This window comes from Streptomyces sp. NPDC093801, from assembly GCF_040701585.1.
Taxonomy (GTDB): Bacteria; Actinomycetota; Actinomycetes; order Streptomycetales; family Streptomycetaceae; genus Streptomyces.
The window spans coordinates 195,249-219,255 of the sequence record NZ_JBFBDP010000009.1 but is presented as its reverse complement, the minus strand read 5'-3'; the positions used below and the strand labels follow the sequence as shown (position 1 = coordinate 219,255).

Annotated in this window: 20 protein-coding genes; 12 read left to right on the top strand and 8 right to left on the bottom strand. The window is 73.8% G+C overall.

The window, feature by feature from the left end:
- The first annotated feature begins 60 nt into the window (after positions 1–60).
- A complete protein-coding gene (locus tag AB0469_RS12810) occupies positions 61–1,746 on the top strand; it encodes a DEAD/DEAH box helicase (protein ID WP_366451351.1) in 1,686 nt (561 codons plus the stop codon).
- 73 nt (positions 1,747–1,819) lie between these two features.
- On the opposite strand, the gene AB0469_RS12805 is transcribed toward AB0469_RS12810, so the two are convergent.
- From AB0469_RS12805 to AB0469_RS12785, 5 genes are read right to left on the bottom strand one after another with little or no spacing between them, the layout of a single operon-like run.
- Entirely contained in the window at positions 1,820–2,752 is a 933-nt protein-coding gene (locus tag AB0469_RS12805) for a tyrosine-protein phosphatase (RefSeq protein ID WP_366451350.1), read from the bottom strand.
- Positions 2,753–2,781: 29 nt separating this feature from the next.
- Positions 2,782–3,879 carry a nitronate monooxygenase gene (locus AB0469_RS12800; RefSeq protein WP_366451349.1) on the bottom strand — a complete coding sequence of 366 codons (1,098 nt, stop codon included), beginning with the start codon at positions 3,877–3,879 and terminating at the stop codon, positions 2,782–2,784.
- A 1-nt stretch (position 3,880) separates the two neighbouring features.
- A complete protein-coding gene (locus tag AB0469_RS12795; protein WP_366451348.1) occupies positions 3,881–4,609 on the bottom strand; it encodes a CoA-transferase in 729 nt (242 codons plus the stop codon).
- On the bottom strand, positions 4,606–5,457 hold the full coding sequence (locus tag AB0469_RS12790) for a CoA-transferase (RefSeq protein ID WP_366451347.1): 852 nt from the start codon (positions 5,455–5,457) through the stop codon (positions 4,606–4,608). Before AB0469_RS12790 ends, AB0469_RS12795 begins: the two co-directional genes overlap by 4 nt.
- Entirely contained in the window at positions 5,454–6,209 is a 756-nt protein-coding gene (locus AB0469_RS12785) for an enoyl-CoA hydratase family protein (RefSeq protein WP_366451346.1), read from the bottom strand. Before AB0469_RS12785 ends, AB0469_RS12790 begins: the two co-directional genes overlap by 4 nt.
- A 56-nt stretch (positions 6,210–6,265) precedes the next feature.
- Here AB0469_RS12785 and AB0469_RS12780 point away from each other — a divergent pair, with 56 nt between their 5' ends.
- From AB0469_RS12780 to AB0469_RS12765, 4 genes are all read left to right on the top strand, one after another.
- Complete coding sequence (locus AB0469_RS12780; RefSeq protein ID WP_366451345.1) at positions 6,266–7,057, top strand: SDR family oxidoreductase; 792 nt, start codon at positions 6,266–6,268, stop codon at positions 7,055–7,057.
- A gap of 72 nt (positions 7,058–7,129) precedes the next feature.
- Positions 7,130–8,038 (top strand): SDR family oxidoreductase, encoded by a 909-nt coding sequence (locus tag AB0469_RS12775; RefSeq protein WP_366451343.1) that lies wholly within the window; start codon positions 7,130–7,132, stop codon positions 8,036–8,038.
- Between the two features lie 769 nt (positions 8,039–8,807).
- Positions 8,808–9,464, top strand: coding sequence for a DUF4360 domain-containing protein (locus tag AB0469_RS12770; RefSeq protein ID WP_366451342.1), 657 nt, complete (start codon positions 8,808–8,810; stop codon positions 9,462–9,464).
- Positions 9,465–9,541: 77 nt separating this feature from the next.
- The gene (locus tag AB0469_RS12765; RefSeq protein WP_366451426.1) at positions 9,542–10,219 is read left to right on the top strand and encodes a DUF4360 domain-containing protein; all 678 of its coding nucleotides are present in this window, start codon (positions 9,542–9,544) and stop codon (positions 10,217–10,219) included.
- A gap of 133 nt (positions 10,220–10,352) precedes the next feature.
- Here the strand turns inward: AB0469_RS12765 and AB0469_RS12760 are convergent, their stop codons facing one another.
- Positions 10,353–11,030, bottom strand: a complete 678-nt coding sequence (locus AB0469_RS12760) for an HAD family acid phosphatase (RefSeq protein WP_366451341.1) — start codon at positions 11,028–11,030, stop codon at positions 10,353–10,355.
- A gap of 242 nt (positions 11,031–11,272) precedes the next feature.
- Between AB0469_RS12760 and AB0469_RS12755 the strand changes: the two genes are divergently transcribed.
- The 5 genes from AB0469_RS12755 (at position 11,273) to pepN (ending at position 17,130) form a co-directional block, all read left to right on the top strand.
- The gene (locus AB0469_RS12755; protein WP_366451340.1) at positions 11,273–12,055 is read left to right on the top strand and encodes a serine protease; all 783 of its coding nucleotides are present in this window, start codon (positions 11,273–11,275) and stop codon (positions 12,053–12,055) included.
- 213 nt (positions 12,056–12,268) lie between these two features.
- Positions 12,269–12,925 (top strand): response regulator transcription factor, encoded by a 657-nt coding sequence (locus AB0469_RS12750; protein WP_366451339.1) that lies wholly within the window; start codon positions 12,269–12,271, stop codon positions 12,923–12,925.
- Between the two features lie 19 nt (positions 12,926–12,944).
- On the top strand, positions 12,945–14,093 hold the full coding sequence (locus AB0469_RS12745; protein WP_366451338.1) for a histidine kinase: 1,149 nt from the start codon (positions 12,945–12,947) through the stop codon (positions 14,091–14,093).
- A 125-nt stretch (positions 14,094–14,218) separates the two neighbouring features.
- On the top strand, positions 14,219–14,557 hold the full coding sequence (locus tag AB0469_RS12740; protein WP_366451337.1) for a chorismate mutase: 339 nt from the start codon (positions 14,219–14,221) through the stop codon (positions 14,555–14,557).
- 77 nt (positions 14,558–14,634) lie between these two features.
- Complete coding sequence (gene pepN, locus AB0469_RS12735; protein WP_366451336.1) at positions 14,635–17,130, top strand: aminopeptidase N; 2,496 nt, start codon at positions 14,635–14,637, stop codon at positions 17,128–17,130.
- Here pepN and AB0469_RS12730 read toward each other — a convergent pair.
- Positions 17,127–18,935, bottom strand: coding sequence for a hypothetical protein (locus AB0469_RS12730; protein ID WP_366451335.1), 1,809 nt, complete (start codon positions 18,933–18,935; stop codon positions 17,127–17,129). The two genes, pepN and AB0469_RS12730, sit on opposite strands and share 4 nt — an antisense overlap.
- Positions 18,936–19,251: 316 nt before the next feature.
- Here AB0469_RS12730 and AB0469_RS12725 point away from each other — a divergent pair, with 316 nt between their 5' ends.
- Positions 19,252–20,625 (top strand): aminotransferase class V-fold PLP-dependent enzyme, encoded by a 1,374-nt coding sequence (locus AB0469_RS12725; RefSeq protein ID WP_366451425.1) that lies wholly within the window; start codon positions 19,252–19,254, stop codon positions 20,623–20,625.
- Complete coding sequence (locus AB0469_RS12720; protein WP_366451334.1) at positions 20,622–22,031, top strand: SidA/IucD/PvdA family monooxygenase; 1,410 nt, start codon at positions 20,622–20,624, stop codon at positions 22,029–22,031. The genes AB0469_RS12725 and AB0469_RS12720 overlap by 4 nt, the downstream gene beginning before the upstream one ends.
- 70 nt (positions 22,032–22,101) lie before the next feature.
- Here the strand turns inward: AB0469_RS12720 and AB0469_RS12715 are convergent, their stop codons facing one another.
- The gene (locus AB0469_RS12715; RefSeq protein WP_366451332.1) at positions 22,102–23,907 is read right to left on the bottom strand and encodes a 5'-nucleotidase C-terminal domain-containing protein; all 1,806 of its coding nucleotides are present in this window, start codon (positions 23,905–23,907) and stop codon (positions 22,102–22,104) included.
- Positions 23,908–24,007 lie beyond the last annotated feature (100 nt).

The window sequence follows — 24,007 nt, the reverse complement described above, 5'->3', positions numbered from 1 at the left end:
CCGGCTTGTCTGCTGTCTCCACCTTTGTTGTACCTGCCGGTTTCAGGAGGGCTTTCTCGCATGACCAGCTCCAGCTCCGCACGACCCAGCCGCCGCCCCACCCGGGGTCGAGGTGCGGCACAGGGGCGTCCGAAGGCTGGCGCGGGACGGCAGAAGTCCGCCCCCGTCGCCCGGCCCCAGGAGTTCACCATGCCCGAACCGCTGACCCCGGCCCTCCCGCCGGTGGCCGCGTTCGAGGACATGGACATGCCCGAGGCGCTGCTGAAGACCCTCGCCGCCCAGGGCGTGACCGAGCCCTTCCCCATCCAGGCCGCCACCCTGCCGAACTCCCTCGCCGGCCGCGACCTCCTCGGCCGCGGACGCACCGGCTCCGGCAAGACCCTCGCCTTCGGCCTGGCCCTGCTCGCCCGCACCTCCGGCCGCCGCGCCCAGCCCAAGGCCCCGCTGGCGCTGGTCCTCGTACCGACCCGCGAGCTCGCGCAGCAGGTCACCGACGCCCTGACCCCGTACGCCACGGCCGTCAACCTGCGCGTCGCGACCGTCGTCGGCGGCATGTCCATCAACCGGCAGGCGGGCGCGCTGCGCCGCGGCGCCGAGGTGCTCGTCGCCACCCCCGGCCGCCTCAAGGACCTCATCGACCGCGGTGACGCCGACCTCTCGCAGGTCTCGATCACCGTCCTCGACGAGGCCGACCAGATGACCGACATGGGCTTCATGCCGCAGGTCACCGCGCTGCTCAAGCAGGTCGCGCCCGGCGGGCAGACCATGCTGTTCTCGGCGACCCTCGACAAGAACGTCGACAAGCTCGTCAAGATGTTCCTGACCGACCCGGTCGGCCACTCCGTCGACCCGTCGGCCGGCGCGGTCACCACCATGGAGCACCACGTCCTGTACGTCATGGACGAGACCGACAAGAAGGCCGTGGCCACGCGCATAGCCGCCCGCGACGGCCGGGTCATCATGTTCGTCGACACCAAGCGCGGCGTCGACCGCATGGTCAAGAAGCTCCTCGCCGAGGGCGTGCGCGCCTCCGGCCTGCACGGCGGACGCTCCCAGCCGCAGCGCAACCGCACCCTGGACTGGTTCAAGACCGGCGAGGTCACCGCGCTGATCGCCACCAACGTGGCCGCGCGCGGCATCCACATCGACGACCTCGACCTCGTCGTCAACGTCGACCCGCCCACCGACCACAAGGACTACCTGCACCGCGGCGGCCGCACCGCCCGCGCCGGCGAGTCCGGCAGCGTGGTCACCCTGGTCCTGCCCGACCAGAAGCGCGACATGACCCGGCTGATGTCGGATGCCGGGATCTCCCCGCGCACCGCGCAGATCAAGTCCTCCGACGAGGAGCTCGCCGCGCTGACCGGCGCCCGCGAGCCCTCCGGCATCCCCGTCGTCCTGGAGGTCCCGCAGCCCCCGCAGCCCAAGCCGCGCAGCGGTTCGGGCTCCGGCTCGGGCTCCTCGCGCCGCCGCTCGGGCACGCCGCGCACCGGCGCCTCCGGTGCCCCCGCCTCCGGCGGCCGCGGCCGGCGCTCCGGCTCCGGCGCGTCCGGCGGCTCCGGCCAGGCCCCCGCCGGCTCCGGGGCGGGCCAGTCCCGCCGCGGTCAGGGCGGCGGCCAGGGCTCCGGCTCCGCCGGCCAGTCCCGCCGCGGTACGGGAGGCTCCGCCTCCGGCGGCGGCGCGGCCGCGGCCTCGGCGCGCAGCCGCGTCGGCACGGCCGGGCAGGGACGCCGCCGGGCGGTCTGAGCCCCGTCACCCGCACAGCGCGCCGACGGCGCCGGGCAGAGCACGCCCGGCGCCGTCGTGCCGTTCCCCGCGCCTACCGGACCAGCCTGCTCTGGAGCTTCGACAGCGTCCGCAGGTCCAGGCCCAGACCGTCCGTCAGATAGCCGTAGAAGCCGCCGTAGTCGGCCTCCATCCGGGCGGTCGCGGCGTCCAGGTAGTCCTGCCGGACCTCCTGGAGCGGGATCAGCAGGTCCGGGTTCTGCATCCGGCCCGACTGCTTGAGGCCCGCGCGCACCTGGGCGTCGTACGCCGCCCGGAAGGTGTTCGAGGCCAGGTAGTCGCCCTCGGCCGCCTCCTGCGGCACGGCCAGCGCGCGCAGCAGGACGTAGCTCATCCAGCCCGTCCGGTCCTTGCCCGAGGTGCAGTGGTAGAGCAGCGGCCCCTGGTTCCCGTCCGCGAGCTCCCGCAGGGTCGCCGCGAACTGCGCCCGGTTCTCGGGGCTCGTCACGAACGTGCGGTAGACGTCCCGCATGTAGGCCTCGGCCCGCCCGCCGCCGAGCATCTGCTCCTGCTTGACGGGGTCGCCGCTGGATATCGCGCCGACCAGGGTGCCGTACAGCCCCAGGTCGCTGACCGGGCGGGAGGTGGGGGAGAGCCCCTGCGGCAGCCGGTCGGCGCCGTCGTACTGGAGCTCCATCGGAATGCGGAAATCGACGACCTTCGTGAGGCCGAGACCGGAGACGGTGGTGATGTCCGCCGCGGTCAGCTTGCTCAGTGCGTCGGAGCGGTAGACCAGCCCCTGGCGGACCCGGCCCCCGGTGTACGTGGCGTACCCGCCGACGTCCCGGAGGTTGACGGCCCCCTGGAGGGGGATCTGCCGGATCGCCCCGGACGACGACCGGAGCTGGTGGTGCGGGGTACGGGCCGCGGCTGCCGGAGCCGCCGCCTCGGCGGCGGCGGGCAGGGTGCCGACGGCGAGGGCGGCGGCGGCCGCCGCGGTCGCCAGGCGGATGCGGGCACGTCTCATACGGGCGACTCCTGTGACGGAGAAGGGGATCACCCTGGTGGTGGCAGGGTGCCGAGCGGGTGCGGGCCCGACGCGTGCAGCCGGTCCAGCACGGCGTGCGCTTCGGCCATGACGCGGCCGACGAGCTCCGCACACGACGGCAGATCCTCGATCACCCCCGCGACCTGGCCCGATGCCATGACACCGAGGTCCGTACGGCCCTCGACCATGGACGCCTTGAGGAGCATCGGGGTGTTCGCGGCGAGCAGGACCTGGCTCCAGGACAGGTCCCTGCCGTGCTTCATCGCCAGGCCGTCGCGCACCATCCGGGACCAGGACAGCCCCGACAGCCGCCGGAAGGAGGCCGCGTGCCGCACCGCCCGGGCCAGCGCCCCGGCCCGCCCCGCCCGTTCCAGGGAGGCCACCAGCTCGGTGCGCAGCATCCGGTGCGGCATCCCGTCCACGGCCGTCGTGACGGTGACGTCCTTGACGCCGGCCTTCAGGTACTCGGCCTTCACGGCGTCCGGGACGGTCGAGTCGGAGGTCAGCAGGAACCGCGTGCCCATGGCGATGCCCGCGGCCCCGTACGCCAGGGCCGCCACCAGCCCGCGCCCGTCGCGGAAGCCGCCCGCCGCGACCACCGGGACGTCCACCGCGTCGACGACCTGCGGCAGCAGCACCGTGGTGGCCACGTCGCCGGTGTGCCCGCCGCCCTCCCCGCCCTGCACGATCACCGCGTCGGCGCCCCAGGCCGCGACCTTCTCGGCGTGCCGGCGCGCCCCCACCGAGGGGATCACCACCACCCCGGCGTCCTTGAGCCGGGCGATCAGCTCCCGCGACGGGGCCAGCGCGAACGAGGCCACCCGCACGCCCTCGTCGATGATCAGCCGCACCCGCTCGGCCGCGTCCCCGGCGTCCGCCCGCAGGTTGACCCCGAACGGGGCGTCCGTACGGGAGCGCACCTCCTGGACCGCCGCGCGCAGCTGCTCCGTCGTCATCGTCGCCGAGGCCAGGATGCCCAGCGCCCCCGCCTCGGCCGCCGCCGACACCAGCCGCGGGCCGGCCACCCAGCCCATGCCCGTCTGCACGATCGGGTACCGGACCCCGACCAGCCTGGTGAACGCCGTCTCCCACTCCCTCGCCGCCACGTCAGCCCCGCACTTCCCGGTCGCGCAGGCCCTTCGGGTCGATCACCTCGCGGATCAGCCGCAGCTCCTCGGCCGTGGGCTCACGGGTGTACGGGACCTCCGGGCCGATCGCGAGCTCGAACCCGGTGGCGGCGCGGACCTGGTCGACCGTCACCCCCGGGTGCAGGGACGCCAGCCGCATCGCGTGCCCGGGCCCGGCGAAGTCGAAGACCCCGAGGTCGCTGACCACGCGCGGCAGCCGGTGGAAGCGGGCCGCCGAGGGCCCGGCCGCCTCCGCGCGGTCGTACCCCACCCCGCTGACCATGTCGACGCGCTCGACGAACACCCTCGGGGAGTGCCGGGGCACCCAGTAGCTCACCGGGTTGTTGAGGGTGTTGACGGGCGCCCCGCGCACCCCCAGCAGCTGGCGGGCGGGCCGCTCCCAGTCGCCGATGCAGGAGATGTTCTGGTTGCCGTACCGGTCGATCTGGCTCGCGCCCATCATCACGTGCCGCCGCCCGCCGGTGACCATCGTCAGGTGGCGCCGGTACGGGAGCCAGCCCTCCACCGTCCCGTCCGGGCCGACCAGCATGGCCTCGCCGTCGGTCAGCAGCAGGTCGGGGGAGAAGGTCCGCTTGGCCAGGCGCGCCCCGAAGGAGGGGATCGCGCCCATCGGACTGGCGAGCACCTCCCCGTCGCCGCGCCAGGCCTCGGCACACGCGATCACGCAGTACTCCGCGCGACTGGTCATCGCTGCTCCTCCCGCCAGGTCCGGACGGCGCTCTGGTAGTCGTGCTCGCCCGCCCCGGACAGGAAGCGGGCCGAGAACTCGGGCCAGGGGGTGGTCGCGTACAGCTTCTGGAAGGCCTCGTCGCGGTCGTAGTCGGGCGCGCAGGAGGTGAAGTGCGCGCCGTTCGGGGTCTCCACGACCCCGGTGACCGAGTGCCGGCTGACCAGGAGGGACTGCGGGGGGCCGGACTTGGCGAGCTCGGCGCTCTCCACCAGCTGCTCGCAGGAGACGTACGCGGCGTCGGCGGCCTCGCAGAAGAGGTCGTCGAAGTACGGGTCGGGGCCCAGGTACCGGCCGTTGCCCAGGCGGTCGGCGCGGTTGAGGTGGACCAGGGCCGCGTCCATGCGCAGGGCGGGGACGGCGACGAACTCCTCGCCGTCGGCGTAGGGGGAGGCGACCGTGCGCAGCTCCGGGTTGACCCGCATGACGTCGGAGCCGAGGCCGGCGCGGACCGGCATGAAGGGCAGGCGGTTCGCGGCCGCGTGCAGGCCCCACATGAACATCGCCTCGTCGTACTCGGTGAGGGCGAGGGTGCCGCTCTCGCGCGCGGCCCGGAAGTGCGGCTCCAGCGGGATGGAGTCGAGGGTGGCGAAGGGGGCGATCAGGCGGCGGACGCGTCCGGCGGCGGCGAGCAGCCCGACGTCGGGGCCGCCGTACGAGACCACGGTGAGATCGGTGACTTCGGACCGCAGCAGCGCCCGCACCAGGGCCATCGGCTTGCGCCGGGAGCCCCAGCCGCCGATGCCCAGGGTCATTCCGCTGCGCAGCCGCCCGACGACCTCGTCGGGGGTCATGGTCTTGTCGGTCATGCGGTGCCTCCCTGTGCCTTCCCGAAGGTGTCGCGGACCCGGTCGGCGACACCGCTGAGGTTGGCCTCGAAGGTGAACCCCTGCTCGAAGCGGTAGCTGCGGCGCACGTCGACGGGGTCGATGCCGTTGATGGCGGCCTTGGCCAGCCGGATGAGGGTGCCGTCCTTCCGCGCGATCTCGGCCGCCAGCTCCAGGGCGGCGGCGGACAGTTCCGTACGGGGGACCACCTTCCAGACCGAGCCGTGGGCGTGCAGTTCGGCGGCGGTGGCGGTGCGCGAGGTGTAGTAGAGGGCGCGCATCAGGTGCTGGGGGACCAGCCGGGCGAGGTGGGTGGCGGCGCCGAGGGCGCCCCGGTCCAGTTCGGGCAGGCCGAACACGGCGTCGTCGGAGGCCACGATCGCGTCGGCGTTGCCGACCAGGCCGACGCCGCCGCCCAGGCAGAAGCCGTGCACGGCCGCGACCACCGGCACCTCGCACTCGTACACGGCGGCGAAGGCCTCGGCGCAGCCGCGGTTGGCGCCGATGAGGGCGGTGTGGCCGCTGTCGCGCTGCATCTCCTTGATGTCGACGCCGGCGTTGAAGCCGCGCCCGGCGGCCGCCAGGACCACGCAGCGCACCCCGGGGTCGCGCCCGGCGGCGCGCAGGGCGTCGGCGAGCTCGTACCAGCCGTGCACGGGAAGGGCGTTGACGGGCGGGAAGTCCACGGTGACGTGTGCGATGCCCTGGTCCGGGCCGGAGGTGGAGACACCCATGGGCGGATCAGCTACCTTTCCACCAAACATTTGTTAGGTGAGGAAGGTAGCAGCCGATGGAGCTCAAGGGGAGGGTCGTGGTCGTCACCGGCGGAACCCGCGGCGTGGGCGCCGGGATCGCCCGCTCGTTCCTCGCGGCCGGGGCGGAGGTCGTCGTCTGCGCCCGGCGCCCGCCGGACCGGCCGGTGGCGCGGGACGGGCGGGAGGCCGCCTTCGCCTCCGTGGACCTGCGCGAGCCGGCCGCCGTCCGGGAGTTCCTCGACGGGGTCGCGGGGCGGTACGGACGGCTCGACTGCCTGGTCAACAACGCCGGCGGGACCCCGTACAGGCTGCTGGGGGAGGGCGGTCCCGAACAGCACGCACGGGTGCTCGCCCTGAACCTGGTGGCGCCGATGGCGGCCTCGCTCGCCGCCTACCCGTGGCTGCGGGAGAGCCGGGGCTCGGTCGTGATGATCGGCAGTGTCAGCGGGACCCGGCCCTCGCCGGGCACGGCGGCGTACGGGGCGGCGAAGGCGGGCCTGGAGAACCTGGCCCGTTCGATGGCCGTGGAATGGGCCCCCGGGGTACGGGTCAACTCCCTGGTCCTCGGCATGGTCCGGACCGAACTGGCGCACCTGCACTACGGGGACGCGGAGGGCGTCGCGGCGGTCGCCGCCACCGTGCCGCTGGGCCGACTGGCCGAACCCGCCGACGTGGGGGAGGCGGCGGTGTTCCTGGCCTCGGACCGGGCGGCGTACGTGAGCGGGGCGAGCCTGCTGGTGCACGGGGGCGGGGAGCGCCCGGCGTTCCTGGATGCGGCGACGGCCAACCGGGCGCCGTCCGGCGGAGGGGACGGGCGGGCGGGGTGAGGGGCGGGGCGGACGGCCCGGCGGGCGGTCCGGTGGACGGGCGGATGCGGATCAACCGTGAGGAGAGCTGACATGGGTATCGCAGACGGACGAGTGGTCGTGGTGACCGGCGCCGGCCGGGGGCTGGGCCGCGCCCACGCGCTGGCCTTCGCGGCGCAGGGGGCGCGGGTCGTCGTCAACGACCTCGGGGTCGGGCTGGACGGGCTCCCCGGGCCCGGGAGCCCGGCGGCGCGGGTGGTCGAGGAGATCCGGGCGGGCGGCGGGGAGGCGGTGGCCCACGGCGGGGACGTCGCGACGGGGGAGGGCGCCGGCTCGCTGGTCGCGTGCGCCCTGGAGGCCTTCGGCCGCCTGGACACGCTGGTCAACAACGCCGGGTTCCTGCGGGACCGGATGCTGGTCAACCTCGGGGAGGACGACTGGGACGCGGTGATGCGGGTCCACCTCAAGGGGCACTTCCTGCCGCTGCGGGCGGCGGCCGCGTGGTGGCGGGCCGAGGCGAAGGCCGGCCGGCCGGTCGCGGCCCGGGTCGTGAACACCTCGTCGGGGGCCGGTCTGCTGGGCTCCGTGGGCCAGGGCAACTACAGCGCCGCCAAGGCGGGGATCCTCGGCCTGACCCTGGTGGCGGCGGCCGAGATGGGCCGGTACGGGGTCCAGGTCAACGCCGTCGCCCCGGCGGCGCGGACCCGGATGACGGAGGAGGCCTTCGCGGCGACGATGGCCGCCCCGGGGGCGGGGGCCTTCGACGCGATGGCGCCGGAGAACGTCTCCCCGCTGGTGGTGTGGCTGGGGTCGACGGCGTCCGCCGGGGTCACGGGCCGGGTGTTCGAGGCGGAGGGTGGCCGCATCACGGTGATGGAGGGCTGGCGTCCGGGCCCCACCGCCGAGCGCGGATCCCGCTGGACCCCGGGCGAGGCGGGCGAGACCGCCCTCGAGCTCCTGGCCCGCTCACAGCCCCCGCTCCCGGCCTACGGGGCCCGGTAGCCCGGACGGGCCCCCGCTCCCGGCCTACGGGGCCCGGTGGCCCGGAGGGGTTCCTGCTTTCGGCCTGCGGGGGCTGGTGGCCCGGAGGGGTTCCTGCTCTCGGCTTGCGGGGCCCGGTGGCCCGGACGGGCCCTCGCTCCCGGCTTGCGGGGGTTGGTGGTCCGGAGGGGTTTCTGTTCTCGGCTTGCGGGGGTTGGTGGCCCGGAGGGGGTCCTGCTCTCGGCCTGCGGGGGCTGGTGGCCCGGACGGGCTCCCGCTCCCGGCGCACGGCTGCCGGTGGCCCGGGGCCGGGTGAGCGCTGCGCGGGGCCGGTCCCCTACCCGCCCTCCCGCCGTCCCCTCGCCCGGCTGCCGCCGGGAGGTGCCCCCCGGACCCCCCGCGCCTCAAACGCCGGCGGGGCCGGGATTTCGCTGCGCGAAATCCAGCCCGCGCGGCGTTTGGGCGTCCCGGGCGCGGAGCGCCCGGTGCGGGGTCCGGGGCTCGCCCCGGGAAACGGTGAAAGGGCGGGTAGGGGACCCCGCCCCGCGCAGCGGTGCCCCGGGTCCGGGTTCCGGCCATCCGGGGGTCCGGCGGGGGCGGCCTGCGCCGGACGCCGGGGCCGCCGACCGGCGCAAGGGCGGGCGGCCGGTCGCCGGATCCGGCCAGCCGGTACGGACCGAAGGCCCCCCGCCCCCCGATGGCCGTATCGGACCCTCCCCCTCCCAGCGGCAGCGTGGTGGCATGTGCATGCCCAAATCCGGGCTCCCCTCCGCACGAACGGAGACCCCTCATGCCCCTCCGCAGAATCGCGCTCGGCGCCGCCGTCACGGCGCTGTCGGCCCTCGCCGCCCCCGTCCAGGCGGCCCACGCCCAGACCCCCTCCGTCCCCCCGCCCGGCCGCGTCACCGTCGAGGTCGCCGGGGTCAACGGCTCCGGCTGCCCCCAGGGCAGCGCCGACGTCGCCGCCGCCTCCGACAACACGGCCTTCACCGTCACCTACAGCAGCTACCTCGCCCAGACCGGCGCCGGCGCCGGCGGGACGGAGTTCCGCAAGAACTGCCAGCTGGCCCTGCGGATCCACGTGCCCCAGGGGTTCACGTACGCCATCGCCCGCGCCGACTACCGCGGCTTCGCCCACCTCCAGCGCGGCGCCTACGGCCAGGAGCGCGCGAACTACTACTTCCAGGGCAACGCCCAGACGGCCCGCAGCACCCACCAGTTCAACGGCCCCTTCAGCGACAACTGGCAGGCGAGCGACCAGACCGACTACGCGGACCTCGTCTGGGCCCCCTGCGGCGAGGAGCGCAACCTCAACGTCAACACCGAACTGCGGGTCTACGGCGGCACGTCCAGCCCGCAGAACCTCAGCTTCATGAGCATGGACTCGACGGACGGCAGCGTCAGCACGGTCTACCACTTCGAGTGGAAGGAATGCCCCGCGGCCTGATGCGGGGTGCCCGCAGGAGAGTCCCCGGTCCGAGTGCCGGGAGTCAGGAGTCAGGAGTGACCACGATGTCTCATTCCCTGTTCCGCACCCTGCTCACCGCCGGTGCGGCCGCCGCCCTGATCGCGACGTCCACCCCCGCGGGGGCCGCCGCCCCCGGCGCGGGGGGCCGTCCGCCGATCACCGTCCCGCCGGACAAGATCGTGATCGAGCTGGCCACGGTGAACGGCTCCGGCTGCCGCGAGGGCACCGCCCAGGTGGCCGTGGCCCCCGACAACACGGCCTTCACCGTCACCTACAGCGACTACCTCGCCCAGGTCGGCCCCGGCGCCCCGCCCACGGCCTTCCGCAAGAACTGCCAGCTCAACCTGCGCGTCCACGTCCCGTCCGGGTTCACCTACGCGATCGTGCAGGCGGACTACCGGGGGTTCGCGTTCCTCCAGCCCGGGGCCACGGGCCAGGAGAGGGCGAACTACTACTTCCAGGGGATGCCGCAGACGACCCAGCGCACGCACCAGTTCAGCGGACCGCTCAACGACAACTGGCAGACCAGCGACAAGACGGAGTACGCGGACCTCGTCTGGTCCCCGTGCGGCGAGAAGCGCAACTTCAACATCAACACCGAGCTGCGGGTGAACGCCGGCACCTCGAACCCGCAGACGTCCACCAGCTTCATGGCCATGGACTCCACCGACACCAGCGTCAGCACGCTCTACCACCTCGCCTGGCAGACGTGCCCCGCGCCGAAGAAGGCGTAGCGGCCCGGTGAACGGGCGCCGGGCCCGGCCCCCTGGCGAGGGGCCGGGCCCGGCACTCGTGCGATGGGATATGACTACCCGCCATACCGCCGGTTCGAACCGCCCGGAGCGCAACGAATCGGCGGCCGCCGGGTCAGGAGAGCTTGCCGCCGTAGTCCGGGAGCTTGACGGTGCGCTCGGCGTGGCCGCCGACCAGGTCGCTCTCGTTGTTGCCGATGTTGGCGATGATCGTGTAGCCGCGGGCCTCGATCTCGGCGCGCTTGGCCGTCTTGTACGCGCTGACCTGGCTGAACAGGGCGGGCAGGTCCCGGACGTACAGCCCGGTCACCGGGTAGCCGACCGCCTTGAGGTTCCGCTCGGTCAGGGAGTACACGATCCCCGGGCGGGCGGTGACGAAGAAGATCGCGACCCCGCGCTCGTTCGCGTACTGGGTCAGCGCGCGGACCTTCTCGATCGCCGGGGTCGGGAACGTCCAGAACCAGTGGAAGTCCGTCTCCAGGGAGGAGTTGTCGATGTCCAGGACGATCGCGGGCTTCTCGCCGGCCGGGGAGGCCGCGATCCGCTGCTCGATGGCGGGGCGGGCGGCGTCGACGACGGCGGCCACGTCGCGCTGCCAGGTGGCGTAGTCGATCCCGAGGATCGCCGCGTTGCCGCCCGGTGCGGAGGCGGTGACGGCGGCCGGGGCCGGCGCGGGCGCCGACGCCGGGGCCGCGACGGCGGCGCCGGCCGGCAGCAGGGTCATCACGGCAGCCGCGGCGGCCACGGTGGCGGCGGCGGTACGGGACGTGCGGGTGCGGCGGGTGCTGCGCATGTGGGGGCGCTCCTCGGTCACGGCTTGGCATGTACGTGCCCAGAGTTGGCCGGAATCCCGCACATGTCTACTGGCCGGTAGGAAACTTTTCGTGGCCGCCGGGTGAATCCCCGTTGCGGTGGAGGCCCGGCCGGCGGGGATTGTCCGAAAACGCGTTCTTGTTGCCGTCGCGCGGACGGATGTGTCATGGACGTGTCATTCACCGGATGGCACGCACGGCCCAACCCCCCACGAAAGGCAGTGTGTTGACCGTGTCCACTCTTGCCACCATCCTCAAGCGCGGCCTCGCCGTCGGCGCCGTGGCCCTCGCCGCCGTCAGCCTCCAGCCCACCGGCGCCAGCGCCTCACCGACCCCCGTCGTCGGCGGGACCCGCGCCGCCCAGGGCGAGTTCCCCTTCATGGTCCGCCTCTCCATGGGCTGCGGCGGCGCCCTCTACACCCAGCAGATCGTCCTCACCGCCGCCCACTGCGTGAACGGATCCGGCAACAACACCTCCATCACCGCCACCGCCGGCGTCGTCGACCTCCAGAGCAGCAGCGCCATCAAGGTGAAGTCCACCAAGGTGCTCCAGGCCCCCGGCTACAACGGCCAGGGCAAGGACTGGGCCCTCATCAAGCTCGCCAAGCCCATCAACCTCCCCACCCTGAAGATCGCCGACACCAAGGCCTACGACAACGGCACCTTCACCGTCGCCGGCTGGGGCGCCGCCCGCGAAGGCGGAGCCCAGCAGCGCTACCTCCTCAAGGCCACCGTCCCCTTCGTCTCCGACGCCGCCTGCCAGGCCGCCTACGGCAGCTCCCTCGTCCCCTCCGACGAGATCTGCGCCGGCTACGACCAGGGCGGCACCGACACCTGCCAGGGCGACTCCGGCGGCCCCATGTTCCGCCGCGACGACAGCAACGCCTGGATCCAGGTCGGCATCGTCAGCTGGGGCGAGGGCTGCGCCCGCGCCGGATACCCCGGGGTCTACTCCGAGGTCTCCACCTTCGCCGCCGACATCCGCAACGCCGCCGCGGGCCTGTAACCCCGCCGCCGGCCCGTGCCCCCCGGGCCGGCCCCGGCACCCCCCCACCCACGCACCTCGTCCTTCCGGCCGGACCCGAACCGGCCGGGAGGGCGAGCCCCCGCCGTCCGGTTGCGGGCCGCCGCACCCCCGGGTCCCATGGGACGGGGACACCCCCGGCGCCCGCCGGGGAGGCCCACCGGCGGCAGCGGGCGACAGTGGGGCAGGCGGCGCATGACGATCAGAGTGGTCATCGCGGACGACCAGGACATGGTCAGGACCGGCTTCCGGATGATCCTCGAAAGCCGGCCGGACATCGAGGTCGTCGCCGACGCCCCTGACGGACAGGCCGCCCTCGACGCCGTCGCCGAACACCACCCCGACGTCCTCCTCCTCGACATCCGCATGCCCCGCGTCGACGGCCTGGAGGTCACCCGCCGCCTCTCCGGCCAGGACACCCCGCGCATCGTCATCGTCACCACCTTCGACCTCGACGAATACGTCCACGCGGCACTCCACGGCGGCGCCTCCGGCTTCCTCCTCAAAGACGCCAGCCCCGCCATGCTCGTCGAAGCCGTACGGGCCGCGGCCGCCGGCGACGCCCTCGTCTCACCCGCCATCACCGTCCGCCTGCTGCGCGAGATGGCCCCCCGCATGGCCGGCCCCCAGTCCGCCCGCCGCCCCCGCGAACCCCTCACCGAACGCGAACGGGACGTCGTGCGCTGCCTCGCCCGCGGCCTGACCAACGCCGAGATCGCCGCCGAACTGTACGTCTCCCTCTCCACCGTCAAAAGCCACCTGGCCAGCGTCCAGGCCAAGATCACCGCCCGTAACCGCGTCGAGATCGCCGCCTGGGCCTGGGAAAGCGGCCTCGCCGCCACCGGCGCGTGAGCACCCCCCGGCCGGCCCCGTGAGCCCCCTCGCCTCCTGGGCCCGCCGCCACCCCCGCACGGCCGACACGATCCGGGTGCTGCTCCCCGTGCTCCTCCTCGGCCTCGTCACCCTCGAAGGCATCGTCCTGGCCCGCCAGCCCCGCCCCCCGCACACCGCCGTCTGGGTCTCCGGTGTCCTCGTCTGCCTCAGCGCCGCCCCCTGGCCCGGCCTGCCCCTGCTCGCCCGCGCCTGGTTCGCCGCCGCCACCACCTGGACCGTCACCCTCCTGCTCGTCCTCGGCTCCCGGCCCACCGTCGTCTGGGGTGCCGGCGAGGCGGTCGCCCTCCTCGTCCTGCTCTCCCAGGTCCTCCTGCGCGCCCCCGCCCGCACCGCCGCCGTCCTCGGTCCCGTCCTCGCCCTCGGCTGCATGGCCGTACCCGTACGCGACGCCGACCCCGGCCGCTTCACCCTCCTCTTCTCCGTCCTCACCGCCGTCGTCACCGCCTACTCCCTCCTGCTGCGCCTGCAATCCGTCCAGCGCCTGCGCGAACTCCAGGCCGTACGCACCGCCGAACGCCTCGAACTCGCCCGCGAACTCCACGACCTCGTCGCCCACCACGTCACCGGCATCGTCGTCGAGGCCCGCGCCGCCCGCTTCACCCACGTCACCGCCGAACGCGCCGCCGAGGTCTTCGGCCGCATCGAAACCGCCGGCGGCGAGGCCCTCGGCTCCATGCGCCGCCTCGTCCGCGTCCTGCGCGAGGACGACCCGGCCGCCACGGCCCCCGCCACCACCCCCGTCGCCGGCCTCGCCGACATCCGCGACCTCGCCCGCCGCTTCGCCGGCCCGCCCGTCGTCCTGTCGATCGAGCCGGGCCTGGAAGAACGCGTCCCCGGCGACGTCGCCGCCACCGCCCACCGCATCGTCCTCGAAGCCCTCACCAACATCGGCAAACACGCCGCCACCGCCACCGCCGTCCGCATCGGCCTGCGCACCGTCCCCGAAGGCCTCGAAGTACGCGTCGCCGACGACGGCGGACACCCCGCCCGGCTCTCCGAGAAGGCCCGCGGCGGCGGCTACGGCCTCGCCGGCATGACCGAACGCGCCGAAGCCCTCGGCGGCCGCCTCACCGCCGGCCCGGCCCCCGAAGGCGGCTGGCTCGTCACCGCCACCCTGCCCCTGTGACCCCCCTCCCCCCCCCCCTGGTCAGGCCATGCCTCCCGGCCCCGCACGGCCCCCGCCGCCCGGCCCGTCTCACCCAGCGACATGCCAGGGGTGCCGCACGCGCCCGCCACGTATTCTCGATGACCATGAACACCAGCGACCGCGACAGCGGCACCGACCCCGACGCGATCGACGAGAACGTCACCGCCGAACTGGCCCGCCTGCGCGACAGCATCGACAACATCGACGCGGCCGTGGTCCACATGCTCGCCGAGCGCTTCAAATGCACCCAGCAGGTCGGCCACCTCAAGGCCCGCCACCAGCTGCCCCCCGCCGACCCCGGCCGAGAGGCCCGCCAGATCGCCCGCCTGCGCCAGCTCGCCGAGAACGCCAAGCTCGACCCGGCCTTCGCCGAGAAGCTCCTCAACTTCATCATCGCCGAGGTCATCCGCCACCACGAGACCATCGCCGCCGGCGAGGACTGACCGGACCCGGGGCGGGCCTCCCGCCCCGGCCGGACGACCCCCTAGGACCCCGGCCGCCCATCCGGCAGCATGGCCCCATGTCCGCACTGACGCGCAACGAAGCGCAGCTCCGAGCCCAGCTCCTCGACGTACACCACTACGCCGTCACCCTCGACCTCACCACCGGCGACGAGACCTTCGACTCCACCACCGTCATCCGCTTCAGCGCCCGCACCCCGGCAGACACCTTCGTCGAGCTGAAGCCGGAAGAACTGCGCTCCGCCACGCTCGACGGCACCCCCCTCGCCCCCGCCACCCTGAGCGGCAACCGCCTCCCGCTCACCGGCCTCGCCGAAGGCCCCCACGAGCTGCGCATCGACGCCCGCATGCGCTACTCCCGCACCGGCGAGGGCCTCCACCGCTTCACCGACCCGGCCGACGGCGAGACGTACGTCTACACCCAGATGTTCATGGACGACGTCCAGCGCGTCTTCGCCGCCTTCGACCAGCCCGACCTCAAGGCCGTCTTCCAGTTCACCGTCACCGCCCCCGCCCACTGGACCGTCCTCGCCAACGGCATCACCACCCGCACCGGCGACCGCGACGCAGACGGCGTCTGGACCTCCGCCCCCACCCCCGTCATCTCCACCTACCTCGCCGCCGTCGCCGCCGGCCCCTGGCACAGCGTCACCACCGAACACGCCGGACTGCCCTTCGGCATCCACTGCCGCAAGTCCCTCGCCCCCCACCTCGACGCCGACGCCGACGAGATCCTCTCCGTCACCACCGCCTGCTACGACCGCTACCACGAGAAGTTCACCGAGCCCTACCCCTTCGACTCCTACGACCAGGCCTTCGTCCCCGAGTTCAACGCCGGCGCCATGGAGAACCCCGGCCTGGTCACCTTCCGCGACGAATTCGTCTTCCGCTCGGCCGTCCCCGACACCGAACGCCAGCGCCGCGCCATGGTCATCGCCCACGAGATGGCCCACATGTGGTTCGGCGACCTCGTCACCCTCGCCTGGTTCGACGACATCTGGCTCAACGAGTCCTTCGCCGAGTACATGGGCTACCAGACCCTCACCGAAGCCACCCGCTTCACCGGCACCTGGACCGAGTTCGGCATGGAGCGCAAGCCCTGGGGCTACGCCGCCGACCAGCGCCCCTCCACCCACCCCGTCGCCCCCGGCCCCGACGACGTCCCCGACACCGCCTCCGCCCTCCTCAACTTCGACGGCATCTCCTACGCCAAGGGCGCCTCCGCCCTGCGCCAGCTGGTCGCCTGGCTCGGCGAGAAGGACTTCCTGGCCGGCATCAACACCCACTTCGCCCGCCACAAGTTCGCCAACGCCACCCTCGCCGACTTCGTGGACTCCCTCGCCGCCCACACCGACCGCGACGTCCACGCCTGGGCCGACATCTGGCTCCGCACCACCGGCATCGACACCCTCACCCCCCGCATCCAGGAGGGCACCGGCGGCTGGACCCTCACCGTCGACCGCCAGGGCAGCCGCCCCCACCGCATCGCAGCCGGCACCTACACCCGCGCCACCGACGGCCTCCTGGAGCGCACCGCGCTCCTCGACCTCGACGTCCCCACCGACGAGGTCCTCTCCGCCGCCGGCCCCCGCCCCGACCTCCTCGTCCTCAACGACGGCGACCTCGGCTACGCCAAGGTCCGCCTCGACGAGACCTCCCTCGAAACCGCCCTGCGCGACCTCTCCCGCATCCCCGACCCGCTCACCCGCGCCGTCGTCTGGGGCTCCCTGCGCGACATGGTCCGCGACGGCGAACTCGAACCCGCCACCTACCTCGCCACCGCCGAGGCCCACCTCCCCGACGAGAGCGACCTCGCCGTCGTCCAGGGCGTCCTCGGCTTCGCCCGCAACCACGTCGCCGACCTCTACACCGCCCCCGCCGAACGCAACGCCGCCCTCACCACCCTCACCGCCATCGCCCGCGACCTCCTGCGCCGCACCGAGGACGGCACCGACCCCGGCCTGCGCCTCGCCGCCGTACGCGCCTTCATCGACAGCGCCACCCAGCCCGACACCATCGCCGCCTGGCTCGCCGACGGCACCGTCGACGGCGGCCCCGCGCTCGACCCCGAACTGCGCTGGCGCGTCCTGGCCCGCCTCGCCGTCCTCGGCGCCGTCGACGAGGACGCCATCGACGCCGCCCTCGCCGCCGACCCCAGCGCCACCGGCCAGCAGGGCGCCGCCCGCTGCCGCGCCTCCCTGCCCACCGCCGAGGCCAAGGCCGCCGCCTGGCAGCGCCTCTTCCACGACGACACCCTGTCCAACTACCTGTTCAGCGCCACCGCCCAGGGCTTCTGGCAGCCCGAGCAGAGCACACTCGTACAGGACTACGTGGCCCGCTACTACCCCGAGGCCGTCGCCGTCGGAGCCCGCCGCGGCCCCGCCATCGGCGAGGCCGCCGGCCGCTGGGCCTTCCCCGCCCACGCCGTGGACGAGGCCAACCTCCGGGCCGGCCACGCCGCCCTGGAGGACCCGGAGATCACCCCCATGATGCGCCGCGTGCTCGTCGACCAGCTCGACGACCTCGCCCGCACCCTGCGGGTCCGCGGCGCCTAACGGACACAGCCGACGATCCGCACCGACACCTGCGCACTGGCCGTCAGGCCGCTGTCCGGATCGGCCGCGGTGAACACCAGCGGATACGTCCCGTCGGGCAGCAGCGGCACCAGGAAGCCGCCCGACGGGCCCGCCCCCACCGCCACCGGACCGTTCGGCCCCTTCAGCTGCCAGGCCGTGTACTGCGGATCGGTGATGGCCCGGTCGCCCGGCCGGGTCCGCGCCGACGCGGAGAAGCCCTCCTCGCAGCCGCGCCGCAGCTGCCCGCCGCTCCCCGGCTGCCGGATCGCCACCGCCGGGGGCTGCGGCTGCTGCGGGGCACTCGTCGACGGCTGAGCGCTCGGGCCGTTCGAGGGCCGGCCGGGGGAGGGGGAGTTCGGGGAACCGGACGGGGGCGGGGCGCTGTGGCCCAGCGACGGGGACGAGGACGCGGAGGGCGACCCCGACCCCGACGCCGGAACGGAAGGCTCGACCCCCGGCACCGACGGGACCTGCGGCCGCCCCACCGACGTCGGCGCCGGCCCCTTCGCGGGCGAGGTCGCCTTCGCGTCGATCGTCGCGCACAGCGCGCTCGCGATCACCGGCTGGGCGTCCGGTACCGGGGAGGGGCGCAGCCTCTGGTCGTCCCCGCCGTGCGCCTGCGCGTCGAGGTAGACGTCGCCCGTCGAGGTCTCGGCGTCACTGTGCTCGATCCACGCCGAATCGTGGTAAAGCCCGCCCGCCTTCTGCTGGTTCACCCCCGTGACGTGCCACGCGCGCACCCGGCCCCCCGACGGCGTACCCGCCACCGCGGGCCCGTTCGTCCCGGCGAACAGCCAGCCGTCACCGAAGTACCGCTGCGGAGCCTCCGGCGCCCCGCTCTCGTTGGCGGCCGGGAAGACGAATCCGCCCCCCAGCAGCAGCCGGTTCTTCGGACAGCTCGCCGTCGCCTGCGCGCTGCCGCCCGCCGCGACCGCCACCTGGGCCGTCACCACCGACACGCTCTTCAGCTTCACGCACACCGGCCGCACCCCCACCGCGAAGTTCGCCTGCGGCGGCTGCGGGGCCGGCAACTGCGTCATGCGCAGGACGTCGGTGGAATCCCCCAGCGGGAAGGGGCGGGAGCCCAACTCCGTACCCGGGTTCAACGTCACCAGGAAGTCACTCCCGCCGGCGGCGGGGCCGGCCGGACCGGGAACCGCCGCCAGGGGGGTCAGCCGGTCCAGCGGAACCGGCGCCACCGGCCGCCCCTGCAGAACCCGGTCGGCCTTGAACTCGGCGCCCACCATCGTGAACCCGCCGGAGCAGTGCGGTGTGGCCCGCGTCGTGGTCGTCACCCCCTTGAACGGACCTTCGGTCGTCACGTCGTGAATGCCCTGCGGACCGGCGAGCTTGTTCGACTTGTCCAGGAACGCGTACGTGCTCCACCGGAAATCGAGATTGCCCTCCCTCTCCGGCTTCGCGTTCACGCACAACGCGTACGAGGTCAGCGTCGACGACGCGTCCCCCGGGTTGAACGCCGACGCCAGCCACGCACCCCCGATGAAGTGGCTGTCCGTCGCGAAACCCGACCCGGCGATCGCGTACCCGCCGCCCAGCGCCGTCTCGTGCGGCAGGCACCCCGCCACCGTCAGCTGCTCCGCGCCCGCCGGCACCGCCACCGACGTGGAGCGCTGGACCACCACCACCGGCTCCGGCCCCTGCGAGGTCCACCACACCCCCGCGCCGGCCGCACCCGCGACCACCACGGCCCCCGCGGCGACCACCGCGGCCGTCTTCCCGCCGACCGCGCCGGCCACCTTCGCCCACACCCCGGATCCAGCCATCGGGTCCCCCTCCCGCAGAGCACGCGCGCCCGGTGCCGACGGCACTGTAGTACCGCCGCTACCTGCCTCCCAGAGCCCGGAAACCCAAGATTTCCCCATCCCGATCCGGCCACCGCCCGCCTGCCCGCAGGCCCTCCCACCCCCGCGCCCGTACCGGTCGGACGGCCGAAAACAGACCCCCGCCGGATCCCGACGGTTACCCCATTCGGGTCTGATCGTTGTACCGGCCGGGTGTCCCGCCCGGCCTCGGCCACCGAGCAGCCCCAGGCCCGCGCACCCCACCGCCCAGCCCCGGAGGCCCTCCATGACAGCGCCCCTGCCCACCCCCCCGCTCGCCGGCGGACCGGGCGGCGCCGACGCGCTGCGGCCCCTCCTCGACACCGTCCTGGCCGCCCTGCGCAGCGGGGCCGCCGACCGCGGCGGCCCCCTCCCCGCCGGCGGCCCCCGCACCACCGCCGCCCGCGTCCGCGCCGCGCTCGGCGAGGTCCTCCCCGCCCACGGCACCGGCGACCACGAAGCACTCACCACCCTCGTCCACACCCTCACCGCGGGCGCCGCCGACCCCGCCGACCCCCTCTGCGCCGCCCACCTCCACTGCCCCCCGCTCGCCGTCGCCGCAGCCGCCGACCTCGCCGTCAGCGCCCTCAACCCCAGCCTCGACTCCTGGGACCAGGCCCCCGCCGCCTCCGCCATCGAGGAACACCTCACCGCCGCCCTCGCCGCCGAGCTCTACGACACCCCCCGCCCCGACGCCCTCCTCACCACCGGCGGCACCGAGGCCAACCAGCTCGCCCTCCTCCTCGCCCGCGAACGCCACGGCCCCGGCCTCACCGTCGTCCACGGAGCCAACGCCCACCACTCCGTCCCCCGCTCGGCCTGGCTCCTCGGCCTGCCCCCCACCCTCACCCTCCCCACCCCCGCCGGCACCCTCGACCCGGCCACCCTCGACGCCGCCCTCACCCGCACCCCCGGCCCCGTCCTCGTCACCGCCACCGCCGGCACCACCGACGCCGGACTCATCGACCCCCTCCCCGCCCTCGCCGACGTCTGCGACCAGCACGGCGCCGACCTCCACATCGACGCCGCCTACGGCGGAACCCTCACCTTCAGCCCCCGCCACCGCCCCCGGCTCGCCGGCCTCGACCGCGCCCTCACCCTCACCCTCGACCTGCACAAACTCGGCTGGCAACCCGTCGCCGCAGGCCTCCTCGCCGTCCCCGACACCCGCCTGCTGGCCCCCCTCGCCCACCAGGCCGACTACCTCAACGCCGCCGACGACACCGAAGCGGGCCTCCCCGACCTCCTCGGCCGCTCCCTGCGCACCACCCGCCGCCCCGACGCCGTCAAGATCGCCGCCACCCTGCGCTCACTCGGCCGCGACGGCCTCGCGCACCTCATCGACCGCACCTGCGCCGCGGCCCACCGGCTCGCCGACCTCCTCGACGCACACCCCGGCTTCGAACTCCACGCCCGCCCCACCATCACCACCGTCCTCTTCCGCCCCACCCCCGCGGACGACGGCCGGCTCGCCACCCTGCGCCGCACCCTCCTCCACGACGGCACCGCCGTCCTCGGCCGCGCCACCGCCGACGGCCGCCTCTGGCTCAAGGCCACCCTCCTCAACCCCCACACCACGGCCGAGGACCTGGACACCCTCATCGCCCACCTGGAAGGCAGGACCCACCGATGACCGCCCAGCACGATGCACCCCACGACCTCGTCGGAATCGGCATCGGCCCCTTCAACCTCTCCCTCGCCGCCCTCAGCCACGGCCTCCCCCAGCAGGGCGCCGACCGCCTCGCCACCGCCTTCTACGACCAGCGCCGCGACTTCCGCTGGCACCCCGGGCTCCTCATCGACGGCGCCACCCTCCAGGTCCCCTTCCTCGCCGACCTGGTCACCCTCGCCGACCCCGCCAGCCCCTGGACCTTCCTCAACTACCTCAAACACAAGGAACGGCTCTTCCCCTTCTACTTCGCCGAGCAGTTCCACATCCAGCGCGCCGAATACGACGCCTACTGCCGCTGGGTCGCCGGCCGCCTGCCCGGACTCCACTTCGGCCACCAGGTCGACGCCGTCCGCTGGAACCCCGAACACGACCTCTTCGAAGTCGACTACACCCAACTCGACGCCGACGGAGAAGCCGAAGCCCTCGGCCGCACCCACACCCGCAACCTCGCCCTCGGCATCGGCACCGCCCCCTACGTCCCCGAACCCCTGCGCCCCCTCGCCGACGCCCCCACCGTCCCCGTCATCCACTCCGCCGACTACCTCGACAACCGCGCCCGCATCCTCGGCGCCGAACACGTCACCGTCATCGGCTCGGGCCAGTCCGGAGCCGAGGTCTTCCTCGACCTCCTGCGCGCCCGCCCCGTCGGCCGCGAACGCCTCAGCTGGCTCGCCCGCACCCCCTCCTTCGCCCCCATGGAGTACTCGAAGCTCGGCCTCGAACACTTCACCCCCGACTACACCCGCTACTTCCACTCCCTGCCCGAACCCGTCCGCGACCGCCTCGTCCCCGCCCAATGGCAACTCCACAAGGGCATCGACGCCGCCACCATCGCCGCCATCCACGAAGAGCTCTACCGCCGCACCCTCCACGGCGGCTGGCCCGACACCGTCCTCACCCCCGGAGTCACCGTCCGCACCGCCGGACGCGTCGCCACCACCAAGGTCGAACTCCACCTCGAACACACCCAGCAGGGCACCCGCTCCCGCCTCACCACCGACGCCGTCGTCCTCGCCACCGGCTACCGGGAACGCCCTCTGACCAGCCTCTTCGCCGGCCTCGACCCCTACATGCGCACGGACTCCTCCGGCCGCCCCCGCATCGACGACCGCTACCGCATGGTCCTCGACCCCTCCGTCACCGGAACCGTCTTCGTCCAGAACGGCGAACGCCACACCCACGGCGTCGGAACGCCCGACCTCGGACTCGCCGCCTGGCGCAGCGCGGCCATCCTCAACACCCTCACCGGCAAAGAGCCCTACCCCCAGCCCGACCGCACCGCCTTCACCACCTTCGGCCTCGAACAGCGCGAACACACCCGCCCGCGCCCCGCCGTCGACCTCCTCCCGCTCGTCGACCATCCCTGAACGCACCCGGGGCCGGGCCCCGCCACACGGCGGACCCCGGCCCCGAACGCCACGGGCGGCAGCAGCGCCGCTAGAAGACCGGCACCCCGGCCCGCGTCAGCTTCCAGTCCACCGACGCGAACTGCGCCGGGTCGATCGTCCCCTTCGCCTTCACCCACTGGATGATCGTCGTACGGATCTCCTCCGAGTTCGACCACAGCTGCTTCGCCTGCGGCACGTGCGGGAAGTTGCCACCGCCCGACGCCCGGTAGTTGTTCACCGCCAGCACGAACTGCGCCGCCGGATCCACCGGCTTGCCCTGGAACGACAGCCCCGAGATCCGCGAACCCTTCGGCTGCGCGACGTCGATGTCGTACGACAGCCCGTACACCGCGTCGTAGTTGTAGTCCGGGGTCGCCTCCGCGTTCGTCAGCTTCGCGGGGTCCACCACATCGCCCGGCGCCGTCTGGACGTAGTACTTCGCCGAGTACTCCAGGTAGTCCTTCAGCTGCGCACCCGTCAGCAGACGCGCCTCCAGGGTGTTCTCGAACGGGTACAGACCCGCCGCGTCCTTGATCGTCACCTGCCCGGCCGGGATCGACGCCGTCCGCGAGAAGCACGAGGCCTGCGACAGCACCGGCAGCGCCGCCCACTCCGTACCCGCCAGGGCGCCCTTCACCGTCTCCGCCTGCACGTGGCTGATCAGGTCGATGATCGGGACGTCCTTCACCGGACCGTCCGCCGAGGACATCGCCAGCTTCGACGTGCCGATCACCTGGTTGACGTACGCCACCACCTTGCGGTGCTCGTCCGACAGCAGGTTCGTGATCTTCGGGTCCTCGGCGGCCGTGTTCGAGTTCAGCACCTTCGCCGACACCTTCGACACCGACCAGCGGCCCCGGTCCCACGCCAGCTCGAAGTCGAACAGCGTCAGCCGCTGGCCCCACTTCAGCGGCTCCGACAGCACCACGTCCTTGCCGGTCGCCTTGTTCTTCACCCGGTACTCCGGGATCTCCGTGTGCGCGTGACCCACCAGGATCGCGTCGATCCCCGGCACCTGCTCGGCCACCAGACCGGCCGCGTTCTCGATGTACGGCAGCTGGTCGCCGTAGGAGGACGTACCGCTCGACCCGGAGTGCGCCGACACGATCACCACGTCCGCGCCCATGGACCGCAGCCGCGGCACGTACTTCGCCGCCTGCTCCTCCAGGCCCGGGAACGTCATCTTCCCCTGGACGTTCGCCTTGTCCCAGATCGCGATGCCCGGGTTCGTCAGCCCCAGTACGGCCACCTTCACGTCCCGCCCGTGCGGGGTCCGCAGCCGGTGCATGCTGTACGGGGCGAACGCCGGCTTCAGCGTCTTCGCGTCCAGCGCGTTTGCACCCAGCAGCGGGAAGTGGCACTGCTCCTCGAACTTGCGCAGCACCGGGATGCCGTAGTTGAACTCGTGGTTGCCGATGGCCGCCGCGTCGTACCCGATCGCGTTCATCGCCTGGGCCATCGGGTGCACCGGACCCCGGCGCGCGGTGATCGGATCCACCTTCGCGTAGTAGTACGCCAGCTGCGTGCCCTGGATGGTGTCACCGGCGTCGATCAGCAGGGTGTTGCACCGGCCCTTCTCCGCCCGCACCTGGTTCACCAGCGTCGAGATCTTCGCCAGGCCGATGTCGTTGTGCGCCTTGTCGTCGAACTCCTTGTCCGTGAAGTAGTCCCAGTTGAAGACGTTCCCGTGCAGGTCGGTCGTCCCCATCACGGTGAACGAGTACGTCCGCTGCTTCGCCGACGGCGCGGCTGCGGCCGGCGCGGCGGCGGCCGGAGCGGCCGAAGCCCCCGCCAGCGCCACGGCGGCACCCGTCGCGGCCGAAGCCCCCATGAACGTCCTACGGTCGAACCCCATGCCATCTCCCCTAGTCAGGCGTGTGTCAGTACAGCGTCAAAACGCGTGGACAACGCGCGTAGATTCTGACCGATGGGTAACAAGCCGCAACACCCCACCC